This window comes from Nocardia transvalensis, from assembly GCF_015477765.1.
In the GTDB taxonomy this organism is placed as follows: Bacteria; Actinomycetota; Actinomycetes; order Mycobacteriales; family Mycobacteriaceae; genus Nocardia; species Nocardia transvalensis_A.
This window is the reverse complement of the sequence record NZ_JADLQQ010000008.1, coordinates 275344-294160: the sequence shown is the minus strand read 5'-3', so window position 1 is coordinate 294160 and position 18817 is coordinate 275344. Positions and strand designations below refer to the sequence as shown.

The window sequence follows — 18817 nt, the reverse complement described above, 5'->3', positions numbered from 1 at the left end:
CGTGCCCCGCCGGTCCGCAGCGTGCCGATCAGCGTCGCAAGATCGTCGTCCGGCTGACCGATGATGCGTGGGGTCAGCACGTGACCGATGTCCATGAGATCTCCTTAGGTAAGTGCGTGCGACTTGCACGCATTTCGTACGCTACAGTCATTGCGTGCGATTCGCACGTATCATTGGCGAATGGCGGATGCGGCACTGGCACGTGACCTGGAACAAGCGCTGGGACAGCTGTTGCTGCGGCGCAACCGGAGCGCGCTCTACGACGCGGTCCTCGATTCGGCGCCGACGGGTGTCGATCGCCAGACCTACCCGGTGCTGAGTGGGCTGGCTCGGCTCGGACCGCAATCGGCGGCGCGGCTTGCCGACGAGGTCGGTATCGACCGATCCGGCGCAAGTCGCTATGCCGACCGACTCGAAGCCGCGGGCCTGATCGAGCGCAGTCCCGACCCCAGCGACGGTCGGGCGACCCTGCTCGCATTGACGCCCAAGGGTCGCGCCGCAGTCACCGGGCTCCGCGACGCACTGACCCGGCACCTCGCGGACCGAATCGCGGACTGGCCCGATTGGCAGGCGCAGGCGCTGATCGACGGTATTCGCCTGCTCATCGACACGCCCCCGGACTGACGCCTTCGAGGCGTTTCAGAGTCCAAGGTTCGTTCAGACGATCGTGAAGCAAATGCGCGACGGTGGCGTGCGGGGATGAATCTCCGTGGGATTGGGACACCACGTCCCTGGCCTCTGGGTGGCCGCTGCCCGTAACGGTGAATTTGTCGGTGCGACAACCGATGATGCGGTGATGCGGCCGAGTTACGAATACACCCGAGTCGACTCGCGCGATCTAGAGCGATGGCTGCGACCCGCTGTACACTCGCCGCATTCGTCGAGGTCAAGGACACTTGGTGGGGCGGGCGGGGCTCGAACCCGCGACCAACGGATTATGAGTCCGCGGCTCTAACCGACTGAGCTACCGCCCCCCGGCCGCAGTGGATATCTGCAGGCGTGGGCGATGCTACCGGGTCGGGGCCGTGCTCGCCTACTCGGACCCGCGGTGGTCGATAGTGTGTCGCCGGGGGATCGAAGGGGACGGATAGGGAGGAACGGGATGGCGGATTTGTTCAGGAACGTTCTGCGGGTGCATCAGTGGGTGTATGAGAAGTCGGATGGGTTGGTGGGGCATCGGCTGTTGATGGGGAATCCGACCCTGTTGTTGCGGACGGTGGGGCGCAGGACGGGGCTGGCGCGGGTCAATGCGCTGACGTATGCGCGGGATGGGGCGGATTATGTGGTGGTGGCGTCCAATGGCGGGTCGCCGCGGCCGCCGGGGTGGCTGGCGAATGTGAAAGCGAAGCCGGAGTGCGAGATTCAGGTGGGGCGGCGGCGGACCCCGGTGACGGCGCGGGCGACCTATCGCGACGATCCGGACTACGCGCGCCGATGGGCGCTGGCGGACAAGGCGAATCACGGCCGGTACGCGCAGTATCAGAAGATGACCGATCGGACGATCGCCGTGGTGGTGCTGAGCCCGCGCGACGCGTAGGCGGGTGCGGCCCGGACCGAGCCGGGCCGCAGGCGGGCCTCACATCGTCAGGATCGTGCGGCCCACGGCGGTGCGGGCCTCGATGGCGGCGTGGGCGTCGGCCGCACGATCGAGCGGAAAGGTCTGTCCCACGACGACTTCCAGATCTCCGGCCGCTGCGCGCAGCAGGGCCTGCCTGCCGAATTCGCCCCAGTCGGTCTCATCTGTGGTGAGGTCCATCAGGGTGATCACGGTAAGGCCCTGCGCCGCAGCGCTTTCGGCGTCGAGTTCGGCGAATCCGCCTGCGGCGTTGCCGTAAGCGATGAACCGGCCGCCGGACGCCACCGCCCCCAGCCCATCCTGCCCGATCCGGCCACCGGCGCCGTCGAGGACCACGTCGACGCCCTCCCCACCGGCCAGCTCCAGAACCAGGTCCGCCCAGCCGGGTTCGTCGTAGTCGACCACCGCGGCACCGAGCCGCCGCGCCAGCGCGAGTTTAGCCTCGCCGCGCGCCGCCGCGATCACCTGCGCCCCGGCGGCGCGAGCGAGCTGAATCAGCAGCGTGCCCAGGCCCCCGCTCGCGGCGGTGATCAGGACCCGCTGCCCCGCCCGCAATTCCGCCCGCTCGGCGACCGCGAGCGCCGTGCGCCCGTCGTGCACCAGCGCCGCCGCGTGCACGAAGTCCAGGCCCTCCGGTAGCTCGGCCAACCCGTCCGCCTGTGCCGGCGCCCGCTGCGCGTAGCCGCCGATGGGCAGTCCGCTCCCGATGCCGCTGGCCGCCGTCGTGGTCGCCACCCGCTTGCCGACCCAAGCCGGATCGACACCCGCACCGACCGCCGACACCACCCCGGCCACCGCACCGCCCGGAATGTAGGGCGGCTGGACCGGGAAGAAGTCGAGACCCCACCCGCTGCGCAGCCGGGTATCGAGGAACATCACATCGGCGGCCGCCACGTCGACCACGACCTCACCCGGCCCCGCCACCGGGTCCGGCACCTCCACGGTCACCAGCACCTCCGGCCCGCCGAACGCTTTCACTTCTGCTGCACGCATTCCCGGTCACATCCCTTCCGTCATCGGATACGCACACCAGCCTCCAACCTGAAGTATCCTTTAGGTCAAGGCGGCGGGGCCGATTGGTGATCGGGCAAAAGGTTCGCTATCCTGAACAACGAGGGGAGTACTTCCCAAGTGCCATGCCGGTCAGTACGGATTCCGCCGTCGGAATCCCCGGGTGGCCGCCCGACATCGGGCGAAGGAGACCTCGGGTGTTCTGCCGTACCCGAGGAGCCCTATGACCACGCTTCAGTCCGCACCGCCGGTCCTACACACCATCGGTACCCCTTGGCTGTGGGCCGCCACGATCGTGGGCGTGCTAGCGCTGTTGGCTCTCGATTTCGCCGTGACCCGCCGCCCGCACGAGGTGTCGATGCGCGAGGCGGTCCGGTGGACGGTGTTCTATCTGGCGTTGCCGATCGCCTTCGGCCTGGTGGTGTGGGCGGCCTACGGCGGCACCCCGGCCACCGAATTCTTCACCGGCTATGTCCTCGAGAAGTCGCTGTCGGTGGACAACCTGTTCGTGTTCATGCTGCTGCTGGCCGCGTTCGCGGTGCCCACGGCGCTGGCACAGCGGGTGCTACTGTTCGGGATCGTCGGCGCGCTCGTCCTGCGCGGCATCTTCATCGCGCTCGGCGCCGCCGCCCTGGCCTCGCTGGATTGGGCCTTCCTGCTGTTCGGCGCGATCCTGCTGGTCACCGCGGCGAAACTGCTGAGGGACGCCGTCACCGGGCACGATCAGGAGGTCGACGTCTCCTCGATGCGGTCGGTGCGGTTGATGCGCCGGGTGATGCCGGTGACCGACGACTACCACGGCACCCGGATGACCGTGCGGGAGGCGGGCAGACTCGCGCTGACCCCGCTGGCGCTGGTGGTGACGGCGGTGATGGCCACCGATGTGGTGTTCGCGGTCGATTCGGTGCCCGCGGTCTACGGCGTCACCGGCGATCCGTATCTGGTCTTCGCCACCAACGCCTTCGCACTGCTCGGTTTGCGCGCATTGTATTTCGTCCTGCAGGCCGCCCTGTCGCGGCTGGTCCACCTGTCCTACGGGCTGGCGGTGATCCTCGGCTTCATCGGCGTGAAGCTGACATTGCACTGGGCCCACGGGATCTGGGACGGTGTCCCGGAGATCCCGACGGTGGCCTCGCTGGCCGTGATCGTCGTGGTGCTGATCGTGGTCACGCTGACCAGCCTGCGAGCGACCCGCCGCAAGAACGGCGAGGTCGACTCGCCCGCTTCGGCTCCCGCCTCCTAGCGCCCTGTCACGTCAGCTTCACGCGGGCCGCGAAGAAGCGGGCCAGGGCGGGGGCCAGGCGGTGGAAGTGGTACTGCAGGTGGGCCTCCGGTGTTACCGGGACGATGGCTCGGTCGCGTTCGACGGCGCGCACGATCTGCTCGGCCACCTTGTCCGGCCCGTACTGCCGCATGCGGTAGAGGTTGTCGTACTTGGCCTGTTTGCGGGCCTCCTCCTCGGCCGACAGGCCCGAGAACTTGGTGGTGGCAACGATATTGGTGTGCACGACGCCCGGACATACGGTGTGCACCGCAATTCCCTTGCCCGCCAATTCGGCCCGCAGGCAGTCGGAGAACATGAACACCGCCGACTTGCTGGTCGAGTACGCGCTGAATCCGCGCTGCGGCATATACGCGGCCATGCTCGACAGATTTACGATATGTCCGCCCAGACCGCGTTCGGCCATGGCCGCGCCGAAGGTGCGGCACCCGTTGACCACTCCGCCCAGATTCACCCGCAGCACCCGGTCGAAATCGCTTGCCGGGGTGTCGAAGAACTCCCCCGCCTGCCCGATGCCGGCGTTGTTGATCAGGATGTCGGGCACGCCGTGCGCGGCCAGCACCGCGGCGGCATGGTCGGCCACCGCGGCCTCGTCGGAGACGTCGAGCGCGTACGCGTGCGCCACGCCACCGGCGGCCGCCACGAGTTCGGCGGTCTCCTTCGCCGCGTCCAGATTGATATCCGACAGCACGATCTCCGCCCCGCGGCGCGCGAATGCCAGCGCCGTCTCACGCCCGATCCCGCTGCCGCCGCCGGTGATCACCACCAGCTGATCCTCGAACGGCCCCCGCTCGCGGCCGACCTCGGCCCGGCGCAGCGTCCGCGGCGCCTCACCCCCGGCGAGGGCCTCGACGAATTCGGCGGTGGAGGTGGCCAACAGCTCCGGATGGGAGAACGGCAGCCAATGCCCGGCGGCGACCTCACGCCGCCACAGCCGCGGCGCCCAGCGCTGCGAATCGGCGTATCCCGCCGGTCGCACGGCCACGTCGCGCCCCGCAATGATCAACTGCACCGGCACCTCGGTGCGACGCTCGCGCGGATTGAGTATGCGCGGAACGATATTGGCGCGATAGATCCGCATCCCGTCGAAGAAGTCCGCCCGGAAGGTCGGTCCCAGCTTCACGTTCTCGGGGGCGGTTTCGTTCATCAGCCCGACGAACCGCTGCCACACCTTTTCCGCCGACAGCGGCCGCAGCACCACTCGCGGCACCCCGGGCGTCATGAACAGGAAGGTGTAGGCCGACGACAGCAGCTGCGTGAACGGCCCCCACACCGCGCCGCGAGACAGCTTGGCGCGCATCCATTTTCCGAGATGATCGAGATTGGGCCCGGACACCGAGGTGAACGAGGCGATCCGCGCCGCGGCACCGGGCTCGCACGCCGCCTCCCACATCTGCACCGACCCCCAGTCGTGGGCCAGTACGTGCACCGGCCGGTCGGGGCTGACCGCCTCGGCCACGGCGAAGAAGTCCGCCGCGAACCGGTCCAGCCGGTAGTCGTCGGTGCGGTCGGTGCGGGTGGAGCGGCCATGGCCACGGGTGTCGTAGGCGACGACATGGAACCGATCGGCCAGCAGCGGGACCACCCGATCCCACAGATGATGATCGTCGGGCCAGCCGTGCACCAGCACCACGGTCTCGGCGCTCGGATCGCCGTATTCGTAGACGGCGAGGTCGAATTCGCCGCTGCGGACGGTCCGTTCCGCCTCGGGGACGAGGACGCGGTCGGTCACGTTGTTCTCCTTGCTCACAGATCCAGCACCAAACGATCACCGGCGCAGCGCGATACGCAGATCAGCATGTCGCCCGCGGCGCGTTCGCCGGGGGTCAGGACGGTGTCGCGATGGTCGACCTCACCCGCCAGCACCCGCACCCGGCAGGTGCGGCAGAAGCCCTGCCGGCACGAATACGCGGTGTCGGGCCGCACCGTCAGCACCCGCTCCAGCGCGGAGCGGTCGGCGGGCACCTCGACCGCCTCACCGGTGCGTGCCAATTCGAGGGTGAAGGGCCTGCCGTCCACCACCGGCGGCGCCGAGAACCGCTCGGAATGCAGTTCCACACCGGGCATTTCGCGCACGGCGGCGGCGATCGCCGCCGTCATGGGCACCGGGCCACAGCAGTAGATCGCGGTGTCCGGGCCGACCCCGGCGAGCAGGTCGGCCGCCCCCGGCAGGCCCTGCGTATCGTCGGTGCGCACGGTGACCCGCTCCCCGAAGCCCTCCACCTCGTCCAGGAACGGAATCGTGTCCCGGCTGCGGCCGGTGTAGACCAGCGACCAATCCACGCCGAGCCGATGCGCCATCCGCACCATCGGCAGGATCGGGGTGATGCCGATGCCGCCCGCCACGAAATGCAGCCGGGCACAGCCGGATCCGTATCCGGGCAGGACGAACGGGAAGGCGTTACGTGGGCCGCGTACGGTCACCCGGCTCCCGGTGCGCAGCGCCTCGTGCACCTCCAGCGAGCCGCCGCCGTCCGGAATGCGCCGCACCGCAATGCGATAGCTGTGCCGATCGGCCGAGTCGCCGCACAGCGAATACTGGCGCAGCCGTCCCGAGGGCAGCTCGAGATCCAGATGCGCACCGGGCCGCCAGGCGGGCAGCTCGCACCCGTCGGGCGAGGTGAGCAGCAGGCTGATGACATCGGTGTCGTGCGCCTCCACCCGGCGCTCGACGACGGTGAGCGTCAGCCGCCGATCGTCGACGCGACCGGCGGGGTCGCGCCGATTGATCAGCATCGTCCAGCGCAGCCGGGTCGTGGCTATCGCATCGAAGACCCGGATCGCCCTGTCGCTGCGCTGCTTTCCGTACAGGTCCGCTGGTGGCTGGGCGGGCGCCGGTAGCCGAGTGCTCACGACGCCAGCGCCCGCGCCGCCGGTGACTTGGCCAGATATGCCACCGCCTGCGCGGTCGAACCCACCGATTCGGGGGTGTAGCCGGGCTGGAACACCGACAGTGCACTCCACAGCAGCGACGGAACTCCCGGCAGCGCCCCGCGCCACATCGAGCCGAACACCCGCAGAACCAGCCGGGGATACCGCATATTCGGCAGCGACGGATCCTGGTGCACAAGGTATTTCGTGCCGCGCAGCACCAGCGAGAGGAAGATCGGGAAGACCAGCAGCATCAGCGCACAGCGGCGCAGATAGCCGATATCGAAGTATTCGGCGACGTCGTGGGCGACGAAGCGGTGCTCGACCTCCTCCGCGCCGTGCCAGCGGAACAGATCCAGCACGTTCGGATCCGCGTCGAACCGCTCCAGATCGGCGTTGAGCACCCAGTCACCCAGGAATGCGAAGAAATGCTCGAGGGTCGCGATGAACCCCAGCCGCTCGACCAGCGTCTGGAACTGCTTCTGCGCGTCCAGGCCGTCGCGCGGGCCCAGGGTCTTGCGGAACAGAAACTCCATCTGCCGCACATACGGTTCGACCTCGATGCCGTGGGCCGAGAGCACCTCGTCCAGCACCCCGTTGTGGGTCTCGGCGTGCATGGATTCCTGGCCGATGAAGCCCAGCATCTGCTCGCGCAGCTTCTCGTCCTTGACCAGCGGCAGTGCCTCGGAGAATGCCTGGCAGAACATCCGCTCCCCCTCGGGCAGCAGCAGATTCAGCGCATTGATCACATGCGAGGCGATCGGCTCCGACGCCATCCAGTGCAACGGGGTATCGCGCCAGTCGAAGTGCACATTGCGGGCATGCAGGGCCACCTCACCCGGGTCGATCGCGCGGCTTCGTGTCCGAATGGGAAGTAACTTCATCGGTACTCCTGGTCTTCTGATCCCGGCACCACTGCCATTGCTTCGTGAGCGTAGCAACAGTTTACCAATATATGCGACCTGGAGTTACACCTAGAAATCGGAGGGCTCAGCGCCTGGTCAGCGGCCGGATGAGCACCTTGCCCTCGGCATCGATGGTGGTGGCCTTAGTGAAGACGTGCCCCGGTTCGACCACGTCGGAGAGCACGACATGCACGGGCTTGGTGACGAAGTTACCGGCGGCGCAGTTGGGGGTGCAGGTGTTCTCCCGCGCGACACCGTCACCCTCGGCCCGGTCCGGGCCCCAGGACTTCCACTCGATGTGCTCCACCCGGATGCCGAGGTCGGCGCAGGCGAGGATCAGGTCGGCGGGACGAACGGCCGGTGGGCGAAAAGAACAGTCGATTACTTCCGGCGGGCCGCCCGGGGCCTTCGAGGCGGCGTCACGAATCGCGTCCGCGGGCGGGGAGTCCGGCGAGCCACAGGCCGACAGCGCGACGACGCCCAGCATCACCGCGCCGAGTATGCGCCGACCGTCCCGCACCCATCCCTTGCTCACCATCGCCGCCCCGCACCCGTCGTCCCATGCCTGGTCGCAGGGTAGCGTATGAGGTCGTCGAGCGCGGGCCGCCACTCGGCGCGCGCGAGCACGGCATCGGCAGTACTATTTGCCATGTATTTGCCCGTTGCATGAGAGCGGAACTCGCCCATGATTCAACCGCGCATCTCCAGTGTCATCGAGCGACGCCTGTTGGTGAACTATCGCGTCGAGCCCGCCGTCGTGGAGCCGCTGATACCGGCGCCGCTGCGACCGCGGCAGGTCAACGGGTGGGCGGTTGCCGGAATTTGTCTGATTCGCCTGGCTCAGGTGCGCCCCACCGGTCTCCCGTCCGCGGTCGGGGTACACAGCGAGAACGCCGCGCACCGCATCGCGGTCGAATGGGCAGGACCCGACGGGATCGAGACAGGGGTCTATATTCCGCGCCGCGACAGTGGTTCCGCTCTGAATGTGTGGCTGGGCGGACGGCTGTTCCCGGGCGTGCACTATCTCGCGGATTTCGATGTGCGCGAGGACAGCGACGATCTGCAGGTCAGCTACACCAGCCGCGATCTCGATGTGCATGTCAGCGTGGAGGGGCAGGTGGCCGACCGTTTCGAAGGCAGCGCCCTGTTCCCCGATCTCGCGACCGCCTCGGATTTCTTCCGTTGCGGCGCAACGGGTTTCTCCGACGGCCGGGATCCGGCATGCCTGGACGGTCTCGAACTGTCCACCGACCGCTGGCGCATCGAGCCGGTCCGCACGCGGGCGGCCCGCTCCAGTTACTTCGACGATCCGAACCGCTTCCCGCCCGGCAGCGCCGCTCTCGACTGCACGCTGCTCATGCGCAATATCACTGCGACGTGGGCACCGGTCACCCCCATGCGGGTCGGCGAGCAATCGGCACCGGCCGGTGGGCGCGGCTGACCGAGCGGCGTCACTCCGGCGCACCGCCGCGCAGCGACTCGCTCCACCGCTCCGACCACGACCACACCGCTTCCAGGGCGCGCCCGAGTTCGACCCCGGCAGTGGTCAATTCGTAGGATTTGTCCGCCCGCTTCACGACCAGGCCCGCATCCTGCAGGGTGTGCAGGCGTGCCGACAACATGCTCGACGAGCAGTTGCCCATGCGGCGGCGCAGTTCCAGGAACCCGAGCGGACCCGGCTGCAGCTCCCACAGCACGCGCAGCATCCAGCGCTGGCCGAGCAACTCCATGGCCGCCAGTCTGGATTCACTTGCACTTCTCATTTCGAACCAGCATAGTTAGTTCTGATTCAGAAGCATTCGAGTGGGAGGACCAGTGGGTGCACGACGAGTTGTAGTGGTGACGGGCGCCTCGCGCGGCATCGGCGCGGAGACGGCCCGGATCCTGGCGGCGCGTGGCGACCACGTGGTACTCAACTACCGCGAGAAGCGCAGGCGGGCACAGGATCTCGCCGATACCATCACCGCCGCCGGTGGGAGCGCATCGATCGCCGGGGCCGACCTGTCCGACGAGGCGGCGGCGCGGGCGCTGATCGAGAACATCGCCGCGGAGTTCGGCCGCCTCGATGTGCTCGTGCTCAATGCGTCGGGCGGGCTGGAACACGGCGCACCCGCGGGCTACGCCATGGCCATCAACCGCGACGCCCAGCTGCGGCTGGTGCGATCGGCGTTGCCGCACATGCCTTCCGGGGGCCGGATCGTCTTCGTCACCAGTCATCAGGCCCATTTCCACGGCAGGAAGCCGGTGCCCGCCGTCTACGAACCGATCGCCGCCAGCAAGCGCGCCGGTGAGGACGCGCTGCGGGAGCTGATACCCGAATTCGCCGGTCGCGGCCTCGGTTTCACCGTGGTGTCGGGCGACATGATCGACGGCACCATCATCGTGCGGCTGCTCGAGCGCCGCGATCCGGATGCCGTGGCCGCCCGCACCGAACACGGCCCGCTGCCGACGGTGGAGGAATTCGCGACCGCGGTCGCCGATGCCACCACCGCCGACGCCGAGCCCGGCCACACCGTCTATATCGGCGGCGCCGACTACTTGGCCGTCACGGAGTAACCGCGAGACAGGAACTCCAGCAGGGTGTCGGTCTGCCCGAGAATGGCATGCCCGACCTCCGGCAGGAACCGCACCGTCGCCTCCGGCACGCATTCGCCGATCCGGCGGGCGGTTTCGGCGGAGTCGAACATGACATCGCGTCCACCCACGATGACCAGCACCGGCATGCTCAGGCCGCGCAGCTGCTCATCGGTGAACAGGGGCAGGCGTTCGGTGCGCGGCCGGAAGTGGACGAAGGTGGAGACCACGTCGTCGAGCAACGGTTCGGTCTGCGGCGTGTCCAGTCCCGTCACGATCCGTGCCGACCGACGCAGCCCGCGGCGGCCCAGCAGCCGCAGGGGTGCCAGTTTCAGCATCCAGCCGTACCGCTGACGGCCGACCCCGCCCGGGCACGCCAGGGCCAGCCTGTTCACCCGATCGGGCCGGCGGATCGCGTAGTCCAATGCGGTCCAACCGCCGAGCGACATCCCGGCCATCGCCGTGCGCGTAATCCCCAGTCCGGCAAGCACATCGTCGAGCCACAGCGCCACGGCCTCGGAATTCAACGCCGGGCGCGACGGGGCGCTGAGGCCCGGCTCGCCGACCAGATCGACGGCATAGGTGCGGAAACGCTGTGCCAGAGCGGCGATATCGCCGCGCCAGGTCGTCGTATTCGCGCCGGAACCGTGCAGCAGCACCAGCGGCGGCGCGTCCGCCGGACCGGAGACCAGCACGAAGGTCTCCCCCTCGCGCGTCGGCACCCGTAGCTGTTCGGCGGGAACGGGCCACTCGCGCAACAGCTCCCGGTATCTGCCGAGGACTTCCTGCTCACCGGCCTCGGATTTGTAGATCGCACTCACGACGTGAGCACTCCTTCCATGTAATCGAACAGCCGGGCGGTGTCCGCCAGGCCACCCACGACGATGACCTTCATCCGGGCCCGCTGTTCGTCGTAGATCGTCTGGACCCGCAGTGGCTGGTCGTCCGGATCTCGGTTGGCCGCCGCGCTCATCACGAGAGTGCTGAGCCGGGAAGCCGTGTGCGGGTCGACGGCATCGATCTCGACGATGCTCGAGGCCTCGCTGTGCCGTTGCCGCGCGACCGTCTCCCGCATCGGCGCGGGCACCGGTCGCCCGGTGAACGCCTCCAGATCCGCATGGGCGATCCGGTACTGCTTGCCGATGCGCACCGCCGGGAGCCGCCCGTCGCGCACGTAGCCGCGCACGGTGCGCACATGTAGGCCCAGCCGCTCGGCGACCTCCTCCACCGAGTACAGACGATCTGTCACAGAAGTACTCTAAACTTCCCTATCAAAGGGCGCAATAGGTAATTTTAGGGAAGGATGGGGAGGATTAGTCGGGCCATACCGGCTGCCTCTTCTCCAGGAACGCCGCCATTCCCTCGCGGGCGCCGGGCAGCTGGGAGGCGGCGGCCATGACCTCCAGGGCGATCGCATAGGCATCGGATTCGGGGCGATCGAGCTGGGCGTAGAGGGTGCGTTTGCCCAGGGCCTTCCCGGCGCGGCTGCCACGCGTGGCACGGGCCAGCAGCTCGGTGACGGCCGCATCCAGGTCGGCCTCGGGCACCGCGCGGTTGATCAGTCCCCACTCGGCGGCGGTGCGGGCATCGATGGGGTCACCGGTCAGTGCCATCTCCATCAGCCGCTTGCGCCCGATGGCACGGGCCACCGGCACCGCCGGGGTGTGACAGAACCACCCGCTCTTACCGCCGGGCAGCGCGAATCCGGCCGACTCGGCGGCCACGGCCAGGTCGCAGGAGGCCACCAGCTGGCATCCGGCCGCGGTGGCCAAGCCGTGCACCCGCGCGATCACGACCTGGGGCACCGATTCCACGGTCGACATCAGCTCGGTGCACAACGTCAGCAGTTCACGCACTCCGAGCAGGTCGCGGGCGGCGACGTCGGCGAAGTCGTGCCCGGCGGAGAACACCGGCCCGGCCGCCGCGAGCACAATGCCGGTGGCGTCGGTCTCGCCCGCGGCCCGGAATGCCGCCAGCAACTCGGCCAGATGGTCACCCGAGAGCGCATTGCGCCGATCGGGCCGGTTCATGGTGATGCGAATGGTGTCGCCGTCCCGGGCGACGAGCAGATGCTGATATTCCAAGGCGGTCATAGTGTCACGGTAGATCCGAACAACACCCCCTGCCCGGAGGTGCGGGCGAACAGTCCTGAATTCCGCACGCGCGGGCGGGTTCCCGATGCGATCATGGGCGGGTGGATCGGGAGACCGCCGATCGGATCGTCGCGGCCGAGGACGAGACGGCCGCCGCGCGCTTGCGTGCCTACGCGGCGGACTGGTCGCGCGAGGCGGCGCGGCGAGCCGGATATCTGCGGCACCTGCCCGCATTCGACCCGTCGTCGGCGACCGGTGCCGCCCAGGCGTGTGAGGCGTTCACGCCCGTCTTGCGGTGGGAGTACGAGACCGGTTTCCAGTTCGCGGAAATCACCCGCGGCTGCCACGACTCGATCCGGCGCGCATGGGTGTACTCCGGCTATCCGCCCGATCCCGGCGAGACGGGCTGGTCGACCGTCACTCGGCTCGAGGAGCTGGCGTATCGTCTGGAAGAGATGTCCTGCGCCACAACGGTTCTGCAGGTGCCTACCAGAGTGCACCCGCCTCGGCATGCCCACCTGCGCAGGGGTGTGAACGCCCGCGTGCTGGAGGAGCAGCTCGCCGCACACCGCACGCACGCGGAGCAGCTGGCCGCGTCGATGCGCTCAGCGGCGCCGTCGCTGCCCGCCATCCGGCTGTGGGCGGGCGAAGTGCGCGATCTGCTCGAAGGCCTGGAATTACCGGCCGACCGAAGGCCTTTGCTCGCCATACAATTTCAGGACATCGTCAAGGGTATCGACGCGGCCGAGGGTCCGCTCGTCGCCGATCCCGCGGCCCTGCTCCGGGCATACCTGGCGCTGGGGCAGCACTATCTCTCGGAAGTGGGCGAGAACATGAGCGACTACGCGGAGGCGTCCGGACAGTCCGCCCGGGGCGGGATCACCATCTCCATCAGCGGCGGCACGGTCTACAACCCGCAGTTCGCCGAGACCATCACCAATATCGACTCCAATATCGTCACCATCGCCCAGCACGGCGACAGCGATATCGCCAAGGCGCTGCAGAATATCGGCAGCGCGGTGCTGGGCGATCCGGGCCTGGACGACGAGCGCCGGCAGGAACTGCTCGACAATGTCGAGTATCTGGCGCAGAACGCGCAGCAACCGCCGGAGAAACGCAACCGCGGCATGATCAAATCCGCTCTCGCCGCATTGAACACCGCAGCAACCGCCGGAACGGAACTCGGCAAGGCGGTGACCACCTGGGGTGAGGTGCTCAACGGGATTCTGACATAGCGAGATTCACCGCGGCACGCTCCGGTACACCGTGGGCAATTCGCCGTACCCTCCCGAGTCCGCGACGATCGAGCGGAACTCCTCCGCCGAGACGACGGTATCGACCGGAGTATGGGCGGACACGGGATCCGGCCAGAAACATCCTGCGCACCAATGGCAGTAGTAGGCGTACTGCCACGTCTCGGCGGCGGCCTCGCGCGACCTCCGGTACGCCGATATTGCCGCAGACCACCGTCCCGCCGCCTGACTACGCCGGTAGTACCGCGAGACGGGGATACCGAGCGGCATCGCCAACAGCAGGAAGAAATACATCCATCCGGTCAGCCAGTCATCGTCGGGGTCGATCCTCATTCGGTCGAGGCCGTATTGCACTACCACCAGAAATGCGAGCACGGCGACCATGCCGATGATCGCCCATTCCACCATCACGCGCCCCAGCGCCCTCGGGACGTGCCGCGGCTCGGTCTGCAGAGCGCTCGGCGCACCCGGCGGCGACGGCGGCTGCGGTAGTTCGGTCGCGGTGGCCACCAGTACGGCGTAGGGCACCATTCGCCATTCCATGCCCGCGTCCGACGGCGCGAAATGCGCACCGACGGTAGGGATGTCCTGCACGAATGCCGTGCTACCACAGCGCGGGCACGAAACGGACATCATCGGTCCATGATCGCGCCCCGCCGCGGCGCACACCCTCGTTTTCGGCGATGCGCTCATACCCTGAAGGGAATTGTTCCGCCGCCGGATCGCGGCGAATGTTGGTCGCTGTGGACGACATTCGTTATGGACTATTGCTTCCCACCGGTATCGCGCAGTTGGCGCACGCGGACCCACCCCGCAGGCTGATCGAGACGGTGGTGCGGGCCGAACGCCTCGGATTCGATTCCGTCTGGGTGGGTGATTCGCTGCTGCGGGCACGGATCGAGCCGTTGACCCTGCTGGCCGCGGCGGCGGCGGTCACCGAGCGCATCAGTCTGGGTACCGCGGTCCTGATGCCCGCCTATCGCAATCCGGTGCAGACCGCGCTGACGCTGACGTCCATGGATCTGCTGTCGGGCGGGCGGGTGATCCTCGGGGTGGGCGCGGGATTCCCGAGGATCAGCGAGCCGGAGTTCGAGCTGTCCGGGATCCGATTCAAGACCCGGTTCTCCCATCTCGACGACACCGTGCGGCTGTGGCGGCACCTGTGGTCGGGTAATCGCGAGCCGTTCCACGGCAAGGTGCTGCACTACGAATGGCTGCCGGAGGTGCCGCGACCATACCGAGCCGGTGGGCCGCCGATCTGGCTGGGCGGCATCACGCCGTCGGCGCTGGAGCGCGCCGGGCGACTCTACGACGGCTGGCTGCCCTACCCACCCGATGTCGACGACTACGCCGCCGGGCTCGCCGCGATCGGCACGGCGAGCACCGCGGCCGGGCGACCCGGCGACGCCGTGACACCGGCGCTTTTCGCCACGGTCTTCGTCGACGACGATCCCGAGCGGGGTCGCGCCGCGCTGCGGCACTACTGCGAGACCGTCTACCGGATGCCGTTCGAGGAGGTCGAGAAGATCCAGCTCATGCTCAACGGATCGCCCGAACATATTGCCGCGCAGTTGGATCGCTACGCCCGGGCGGGTGCACGGCATCTGCTGATCCGCATTGCCGCCACCGAACCGGGGGTCTTCGCCGAACAGCTCGAATGCGTCACGGCGTTGCTCCCGACTTCGGTGGCGGCTCGGGCGTGAGCGTCACCTCTGGAACAGCAGTTCGATACCCGAGATGCCGAAGTAGCAGACGAACACCGCGCTCACCACCCAGACCAGCCAATGGATTTCACGGAATTTGCCGCGCGCGGCCTTGATCACCGTGTAGGCGATCAGGCCCGCACCCACGCCGTTGGTGATGGAGTAGGTGAACGGCATCGCCACGATGGTCAGGAACGCAGGCACCGCCACCTCGAGATCGCTCCAGTCGATCTTGCGGGCCTGCGTCATCATCAGCGCGCCGACCAGTACCAGCGCCGGAGCCGCCGCCTGGATCGGCACCACACCCGCGATCGGGGTGAAAAATACCGCCAGGCAGAACAATCCGCCGGTCACCACGCTGGTCAACCCGGTACGGGCGCCCTCACCGACACCCGTCGCCGATTCGACGTACACCGTGGCTCCCGCACCGCCGCTGGCGCCGCCGATGACCTGGGCGACGCCGTCCATCGTCAGCACCCGCCCGAGGCCCGGCATATTGCCCTGCTTGTCGAGCAGTCCGGCCTCGTCGCAGACCCCGAAAACCGTTCCCATGGCGTCGAAGAAGCCGGTCAGCACGAGCGTGAACAGCACGACCCCGGCGGTCAGGGCACCGGCGCGGGCGAATCCGCCGACCGGGTCGAGATTCAGCATCAGGCCGAAATCCGGTGCGGCGAACAGCTTCTCGGGCATCTCGGGAACCACCGTCCCCCATGCCTTCGGATCGATCGTCGCGACCGCGTTGATGACGATCGCCAGCGCGGTCGAGATCGCGATGCTGATCAGGATCGCCCCGGGGATCTTGCGGATGTACAGGGCCAGCATCAGCAGCAGACCGAATGCGAACACCACGACCGGCCAGCCCTGCAGATGCCCGTCGGGGCCGAGCCCGACCGGCGGCCCGGTCGGCGAACCGTGCCCGACCACCCCGGACGACACCAGGCCGATCATCGCGATGAACATGCCGATCCCGACGCCGATGGCGTTCTTCAACGCCAGCGGGATGGCGTTGATGATCATCGTCCGCAGGCCGGTGGCGGCCAGGATCACGATGATCACGCCCATCAGCGCCACCAGGCCCATGGTCTGCGGCCAGGTCATATGCGGTGCGGCCTGGTAGGCCACCACCGGCACCACCCCGAGCCCGGCGGCCAGCGCCAGCGGTACGTTGCCGACCAGGCCCATGAGAACGGTGGACAGTCCCGCGGAAAATGCGGTGGCCGTGGTGAGTTGCGCGATGCTGAGATGATTGCCGTCGACATCGGTGGCCCCGCCCAGGATCAGCGGAACCAACAGGATGACATAGGCCATCGCAACGAAAGTGGTGATACCACCCCGTATTTCGCGAGAAACGGTGCTGCGGCGTTCACCGATCCGGAAGATCCGGTCGAGAGCGGACCTACCGGTCGCGGGGGTGGTACGGGTCTGTACTTGGGTCATCGGCGTGCCCTCCTCGGGGCATACCCGACCTGCGGTCCGTGCCGTCAACGGACCTGGGGTTCGGTATTGCGGTTGTGGTCCCTCGCTTCGCTCGGGAAATGAGGAAGAGAGCTCGGGAAATGAGGAAGGGAGCTCGGGGAAATCAAGAGGAAGCGCGGGGGATGAAGAGGATTCGGGATGACGATTCCTTCAATTCCCGAGCCACTTCCTTGGCTCCAGGGACATCTCCTTGGTTCCAGAGACATCTCCTTGGTTCCCGAGACGTTTCCTTGATTCCCGAGTGTTTCCTCGGTTCCCGAGTGTTTCCTTGATTCCCGAGTGTTTCCTCGGTTCCCGAGTGTTTCCTCGGTTCCCGAGTGTTTCCTCGGTTCCCGAGCGTTTCCTTCATTCCCCGAGCGAAGCGAGGGGCCCGTTGATCAACAGCTCGAAATGACTTCCTCCGGACGGATCGGTACCCGGGTGAGGGTGCCGGTTCCGCCGGTGGCCCGGCAGGCGTTTCGAATCGCCGCGATGGTGGCCGGGGTGGCGGAGAGCGTGGGTGGCTCTCCGGTGCCGCACGGCCCGTCGGGGGCGTGCGGGTCGAGATGGTTCGTGAACGAGGGGTTGTGCACCTTTCCGTCGGTTATCCGAATTTCCTCCATGACCGGCAGGCCCGGGCACTCGTCGACGGTCCCCTCATCGAGCCCGTCGACGAGCGCCGCGGCGTGGCCGACCCCGACCTCAGCGGGGAGTCGCGGGTCGCTGTCATCGAGTCTCCTGTCCACGCATCAGCCGTCGCCGGGCGCGGGCACCGGCGACGGCGATCTGGTCCTGGGCGACGGTGCGCAATTCGTCGTTCTCCACCACCGTGCGGCCGCCGACCAGCAGCCGCGCCAACGGCGGGGTGGGCCCGAACACCAAGGCGCACACCGGATCAGTGATCGCGGCGCGGAAGCCGTCGATGCGCCACACGGCGATATCGGCCAGCTTGCCGGGTTCGAGGCTGCCGATTTCGTTCTGGCGGCCCAGGTTTCGCGCGCCGCCCAGGGTGCCGATCTCCAGGGCCTGGCGGGCGGTGAGGGCGGTGGGTCCGTGCACCGCGCGCTGCAACAGCAGGGCCTGGCGCATCTCCCCCGCCAACGAGGTCAGTTCGCTCGAGGCCGCGCCGTCCACGCCGAGGCCGACGGGCGCACCGGCGGCCAGCAGGTCGACCACGCGGGCGATACCCGCGCCCAGGCGGGCATTGGAGGTGGGGCAGTGCGCGGTTCCGGTGCCGGTGTCGGCGAAGCGCTGAATATCCTTGTCGTGCAGGTGAACCGCGTGGGCGAACCAGACGTCGTCACCGAGCCAGCCGATCTTCTCCATGTATTCGACCGGGGTGCAACCCATCTGCTCGCGACAGTGCTCCTCCTCGTCGAGGGTTTCGGCGAGGTGGGTGTGCAGCCGTACACCCTTGTCGCGTGCCAAGGCCGCCGATTCCCGCATGAGGGTTTCGGTCACCGAGAACGGTGAACAGGGCGCGACGGCCACCCGCAGCATCGAATCGAACGACGGGTCGTGATACCGGTCGATGGTTTCGACGGTGCCCGCAAGGATGTCGTCGGTCTTCTCCACCAGCTCGTCGGGCGGCAGCCCACCGTCGGATCGGCCGCGGTCCATCGATCCGCGGCACGGGTGGAACCGCAGCCCCACCTCGGCGGCGGCACGGACCTCGGCGTCGAACAGATCGCCGCGGCCCTGCGGGAAGATGTAGTGGTGGTCGCTGGCGGTGGTGCAGCCGGTCAACGCCAGCCAGCCCAGCCCGGCCGCGGCGGCGCCGTAGACCACCTCGGCGTCCATCCGCGCCCAGGTCCGGTACAGGCCGGTCAGCCATTCGAACAGGGTCGAATCCTGATACAGGCCCTGGCTCGCCCACTGGTACAGGTGGTGATGGGTGTTGATCAGGCCCGGGGTGACGAGGCAGCCGGAGGCGTCGATGCGTTCGGCGCCTCCGATTTCCGGCGCGGGGCCCGCGCCGACGGCTGAAATGCGCCCGTTCTCGAGAACGAGATGGCCGGAGGCGGTCTCGTCGCCGACTACGGGCGCGAGGTATCCGTTCTCGATGACGACCCTACGGACCATCTCACCTCCATC

Annotated in this window: 20 protein-coding genes and 1 tRNA gene; 7 read left to right on the top strand and 14 right to left on the bottom strand. The window is 68.1% G+C overall.

Annotated features, from left to right (window positions below):
- The first annotated feature begins 180 nt into the window (after positions 1-180).
- Positions 181-624: a MarR family winged helix-turn-helix transcriptional regulator gene (locus IU452_RS24960; RefSeq protein WP_195111569.1), complete on the top strand. Its 444-nt coding sequence runs from the start codon at positions 181-183 to the stop codon at positions 622-624.
- Positions 625-897: 273 nt separating this feature from the next.
- Here IU452_RS24960 and IU452_RS24955 read toward each other — a convergent pair.
- Positions 898-974: transfer RNA gene (locus IU452_RS24955), tRNA-Ile, on the bottom strand.
- A gap of 128 nt (positions 975-1102) precedes the next feature.
- Between IU452_RS24955 and IU452_RS24950 the strand changes: the two genes are divergently transcribed.
- Positions 1103-1537 carry a nitroreductase family deazaflavin-dependent oxidoreductase gene (locus tag IU452_RS24950; protein ID WP_195111568.1) on the top strand — a complete coding sequence of 145 codons (435 nt, stop codon included), beginning with the start codon at positions 1103-1105 and terminating at the stop codon, positions 1535-1537.
- A gap of 39 nt (positions 1538-1576) precedes the next feature.
- On the opposite strand, the gene IU452_RS24945 is transcribed toward IU452_RS24950, so the two are convergent.
- Positions 1577-2569 (bottom strand): zinc-binding dehydrogenase, encoded by a 993-nt coding sequence (locus IU452_RS24945; protein ID WP_195111567.1) that lies wholly within the window; start codon positions 2567-2569, stop codon positions 1577-1579.
- Positions 2570-2810: 241 nt separating this feature from the next.
- On the opposite strand from IU452_RS24945, the gene IU452_RS24940 reads away from it, so the two are divergent.
- A complete protein-coding gene (locus IU452_RS24940) occupies positions 2811-3830 on the top strand; it encodes a TerC/Alx family metal homeostasis membrane protein (RefSeq protein ID WP_195111566.1) in 1020 nt (339 codons plus the stop codon).
- Between the two features lie 7 nt (positions 3831-3837).
- Here IU452_RS24940 and IU452_RS24935 read toward each other — a convergent pair whose 3' ends face one another.
- The 4 genes from IU452_RS24935 to IU452_RS24920 form a co-directional block, all read right to left on the bottom strand.
- Positions 3838-5601 carry an SDR family oxidoreductase gene (locus IU452_RS24935; protein WP_324192804.1) on the bottom strand — a complete coding sequence of 588 codons (1764 nt, stop codon included), beginning with the start codon at positions 5599-5601 and terminating at the stop codon, positions 3838-3840.
- A 14-nt stretch (positions 5602-5615) separates the two neighbouring features.
- Positions 5616-6722: a PDR/VanB family oxidoreductase gene (locus IU452_RS24930; RefSeq protein ID WP_195111564.1), complete on the bottom strand. Its 1107-nt coding sequence runs from the start codon at positions 6720-6722 to the stop codon at positions 5616-5618.
- A complete protein-coding gene (locus tag IU452_RS24925; RefSeq protein ID WP_195111563.1) occupies positions 6719-7624 on the bottom strand; it encodes a metal-dependent hydrolase in 906 nt (301 codons plus the stop codon). Before IU452_RS24925 ends, IU452_RS24930 begins: the two co-directional genes overlap by 4 nt.
- A 106-nt stretch (positions 7625-7730) precedes the next feature.
- Positions 7731-8183, bottom strand: a complete 453-nt coding sequence (locus IU452_RS24920) for a hypothetical protein (RefSeq protein ID WP_195111562.1) — start codon at positions 8181-8183, stop codon at positions 7731-7733.
- A gap of 147 nt (positions 8184-8330) precedes the next feature.
- Here IU452_RS24920 and IU452_RS24915 point away from each other — a divergent pair, with 147 nt between their 5' ends.
- Complete coding sequence (locus tag IU452_RS24915; RefSeq protein ID WP_195111561.1) at positions 8331-9086, top strand: DUF2071 domain-containing protein; 756 nt, start codon at positions 8331-8333, stop codon at positions 9084-9086.
- Between the two features lie 10 nt (positions 9087-9096).
- On the opposite strand, the gene IU452_RS24910 is transcribed toward IU452_RS24915, so the two are convergent.
- Complete coding sequence (locus IU452_RS24910) at positions 9097-9408, bottom strand: winged helix-turn-helix transcriptional regulator (RefSeq protein WP_228818671.1); 312 nt, start codon at positions 9406-9408, stop codon at positions 9097-9099.
- A gap of 52 nt (positions 9409-9460) precedes the next feature.
- Here IU452_RS24910 and IU452_RS24905 point away from each other — a divergent pair, with 52 nt between their 5' ends.
- Positions 9461-10201: an SDR family oxidoreductase gene (locus IU452_RS24905; RefSeq protein ID WP_324192803.1), complete on the top strand. Its 741-nt coding sequence runs from the start codon at positions 9461-9463 to the stop codon at positions 10199-10201.
- On the opposite strand, the gene IU452_RS24900 is transcribed toward IU452_RS24905, so the two are convergent.
- The 3 genes from IU452_RS24900 to IU452_RS24890 all read right to left on the bottom strand — a co-directional run bounded on the left by IU452_RS24900 (position 10180) and on the right by IU452_RS24890 (position 12312).
- Positions 10180-11040: an alpha/beta fold hydrolase gene (locus tag IU452_RS24900; RefSeq protein WP_195111560.1), complete on the bottom strand. Its 861-nt coding sequence runs from the start codon at positions 11038-11040 to the stop codon at positions 10180-10182. The genes IU452_RS24905 and IU452_RS24900 overlap by 22 nt on opposite strands.
- Entirely contained in the window at positions 11037-11468 is a 432-nt protein-coding gene (locus IU452_RS24895) for a helix-turn-helix domain-containing protein (RefSeq protein WP_195111559.1), read from the bottom strand. The genes IU452_RS24900 and IU452_RS24895 overlap by 4 nt, the downstream gene beginning before the upstream one ends.
- Before the next feature lie 64 nt (positions 11469-11532).
- Entirely contained in the window at positions 11533-12312 is a 780-nt protein-coding gene (locus IU452_RS24890; RefSeq protein ID WP_195111558.1) for an enoyl-CoA hydratase-related protein, read from the bottom strand.
- Positions 12313-12413: 101 nt separating this feature from the next.
- Between IU452_RS24890 and IU452_RS24885 the strand changes: the two genes are divergently transcribed.
- Complete coding sequence (locus tag IU452_RS24885; protein WP_195111557.1) at positions 12414-13547, top strand: hypothetical protein; 1134 nt, start codon at positions 12414-12416, stop codon at positions 13545-13547.
- Positions 13548-13553: 6 nt separating this feature from the next.
- Here IU452_RS24885 and IU452_RS24880 read toward each other — a convergent pair whose 3' ends face one another.
- On the bottom strand, positions 13554-14159 hold the full coding sequence (locus tag IU452_RS24880; protein ID WP_195111556.1) for a hypothetical protein: 606 nt from the start codon (positions 14157-14159) through the stop codon (positions 13554-13556).
- 137 nt (positions 14160-14296) lie between these two features.
- On the opposite strand from IU452_RS24880, the gene IU452_RS24875 reads away from it, so the two are divergent.
- A complete protein-coding gene (locus IU452_RS24875; protein WP_228818670.1) occupies positions 14297-15268 on the top strand; it encodes an LLM class flavin-dependent oxidoreductase in 972 nt (323 codons plus the stop codon).
- A 3-nt stretch (positions 15269-15271) separates the two neighbouring features.
- On the opposite strand, the gene IU452_RS24870 is transcribed toward IU452_RS24875, so the two are convergent.
- From IU452_RS24870 to IU452_RS24860, 3 genes are all read right to left on the bottom strand, one after another.
- Positions 15272-16705, bottom strand: a complete 1434-nt coding sequence (locus IU452_RS24870; RefSeq protein ID WP_195111555.1) for an NCS2 family permease — start codon at positions 16703-16705, stop codon at positions 15272-15274.
- Between the two features lie 416 nt (positions 16706-17121).
- Positions 17122-17469 carry a hypothetical protein gene (locus tag IU452_RS24865; RefSeq protein WP_195111554.1) on the bottom strand — a complete coding sequence of 116 codons (348 nt, stop codon included), beginning with the start codon at positions 17467-17469 and terminating at the stop codon, positions 17122-17124.
- Positions 17450-18805, bottom strand: coding sequence for an 8-oxoguanine deaminase (locus IU452_RS24860; RefSeq protein ID WP_195111553.1), 1356 nt, complete (start codon positions 18803-18805; stop codon positions 17450-17452). Before IU452_RS24860 ends, IU452_RS24865 begins: the two co-directional genes overlap by 20 nt.
- Positions 18806-18817: the final 12 nt, after the last annotated feature.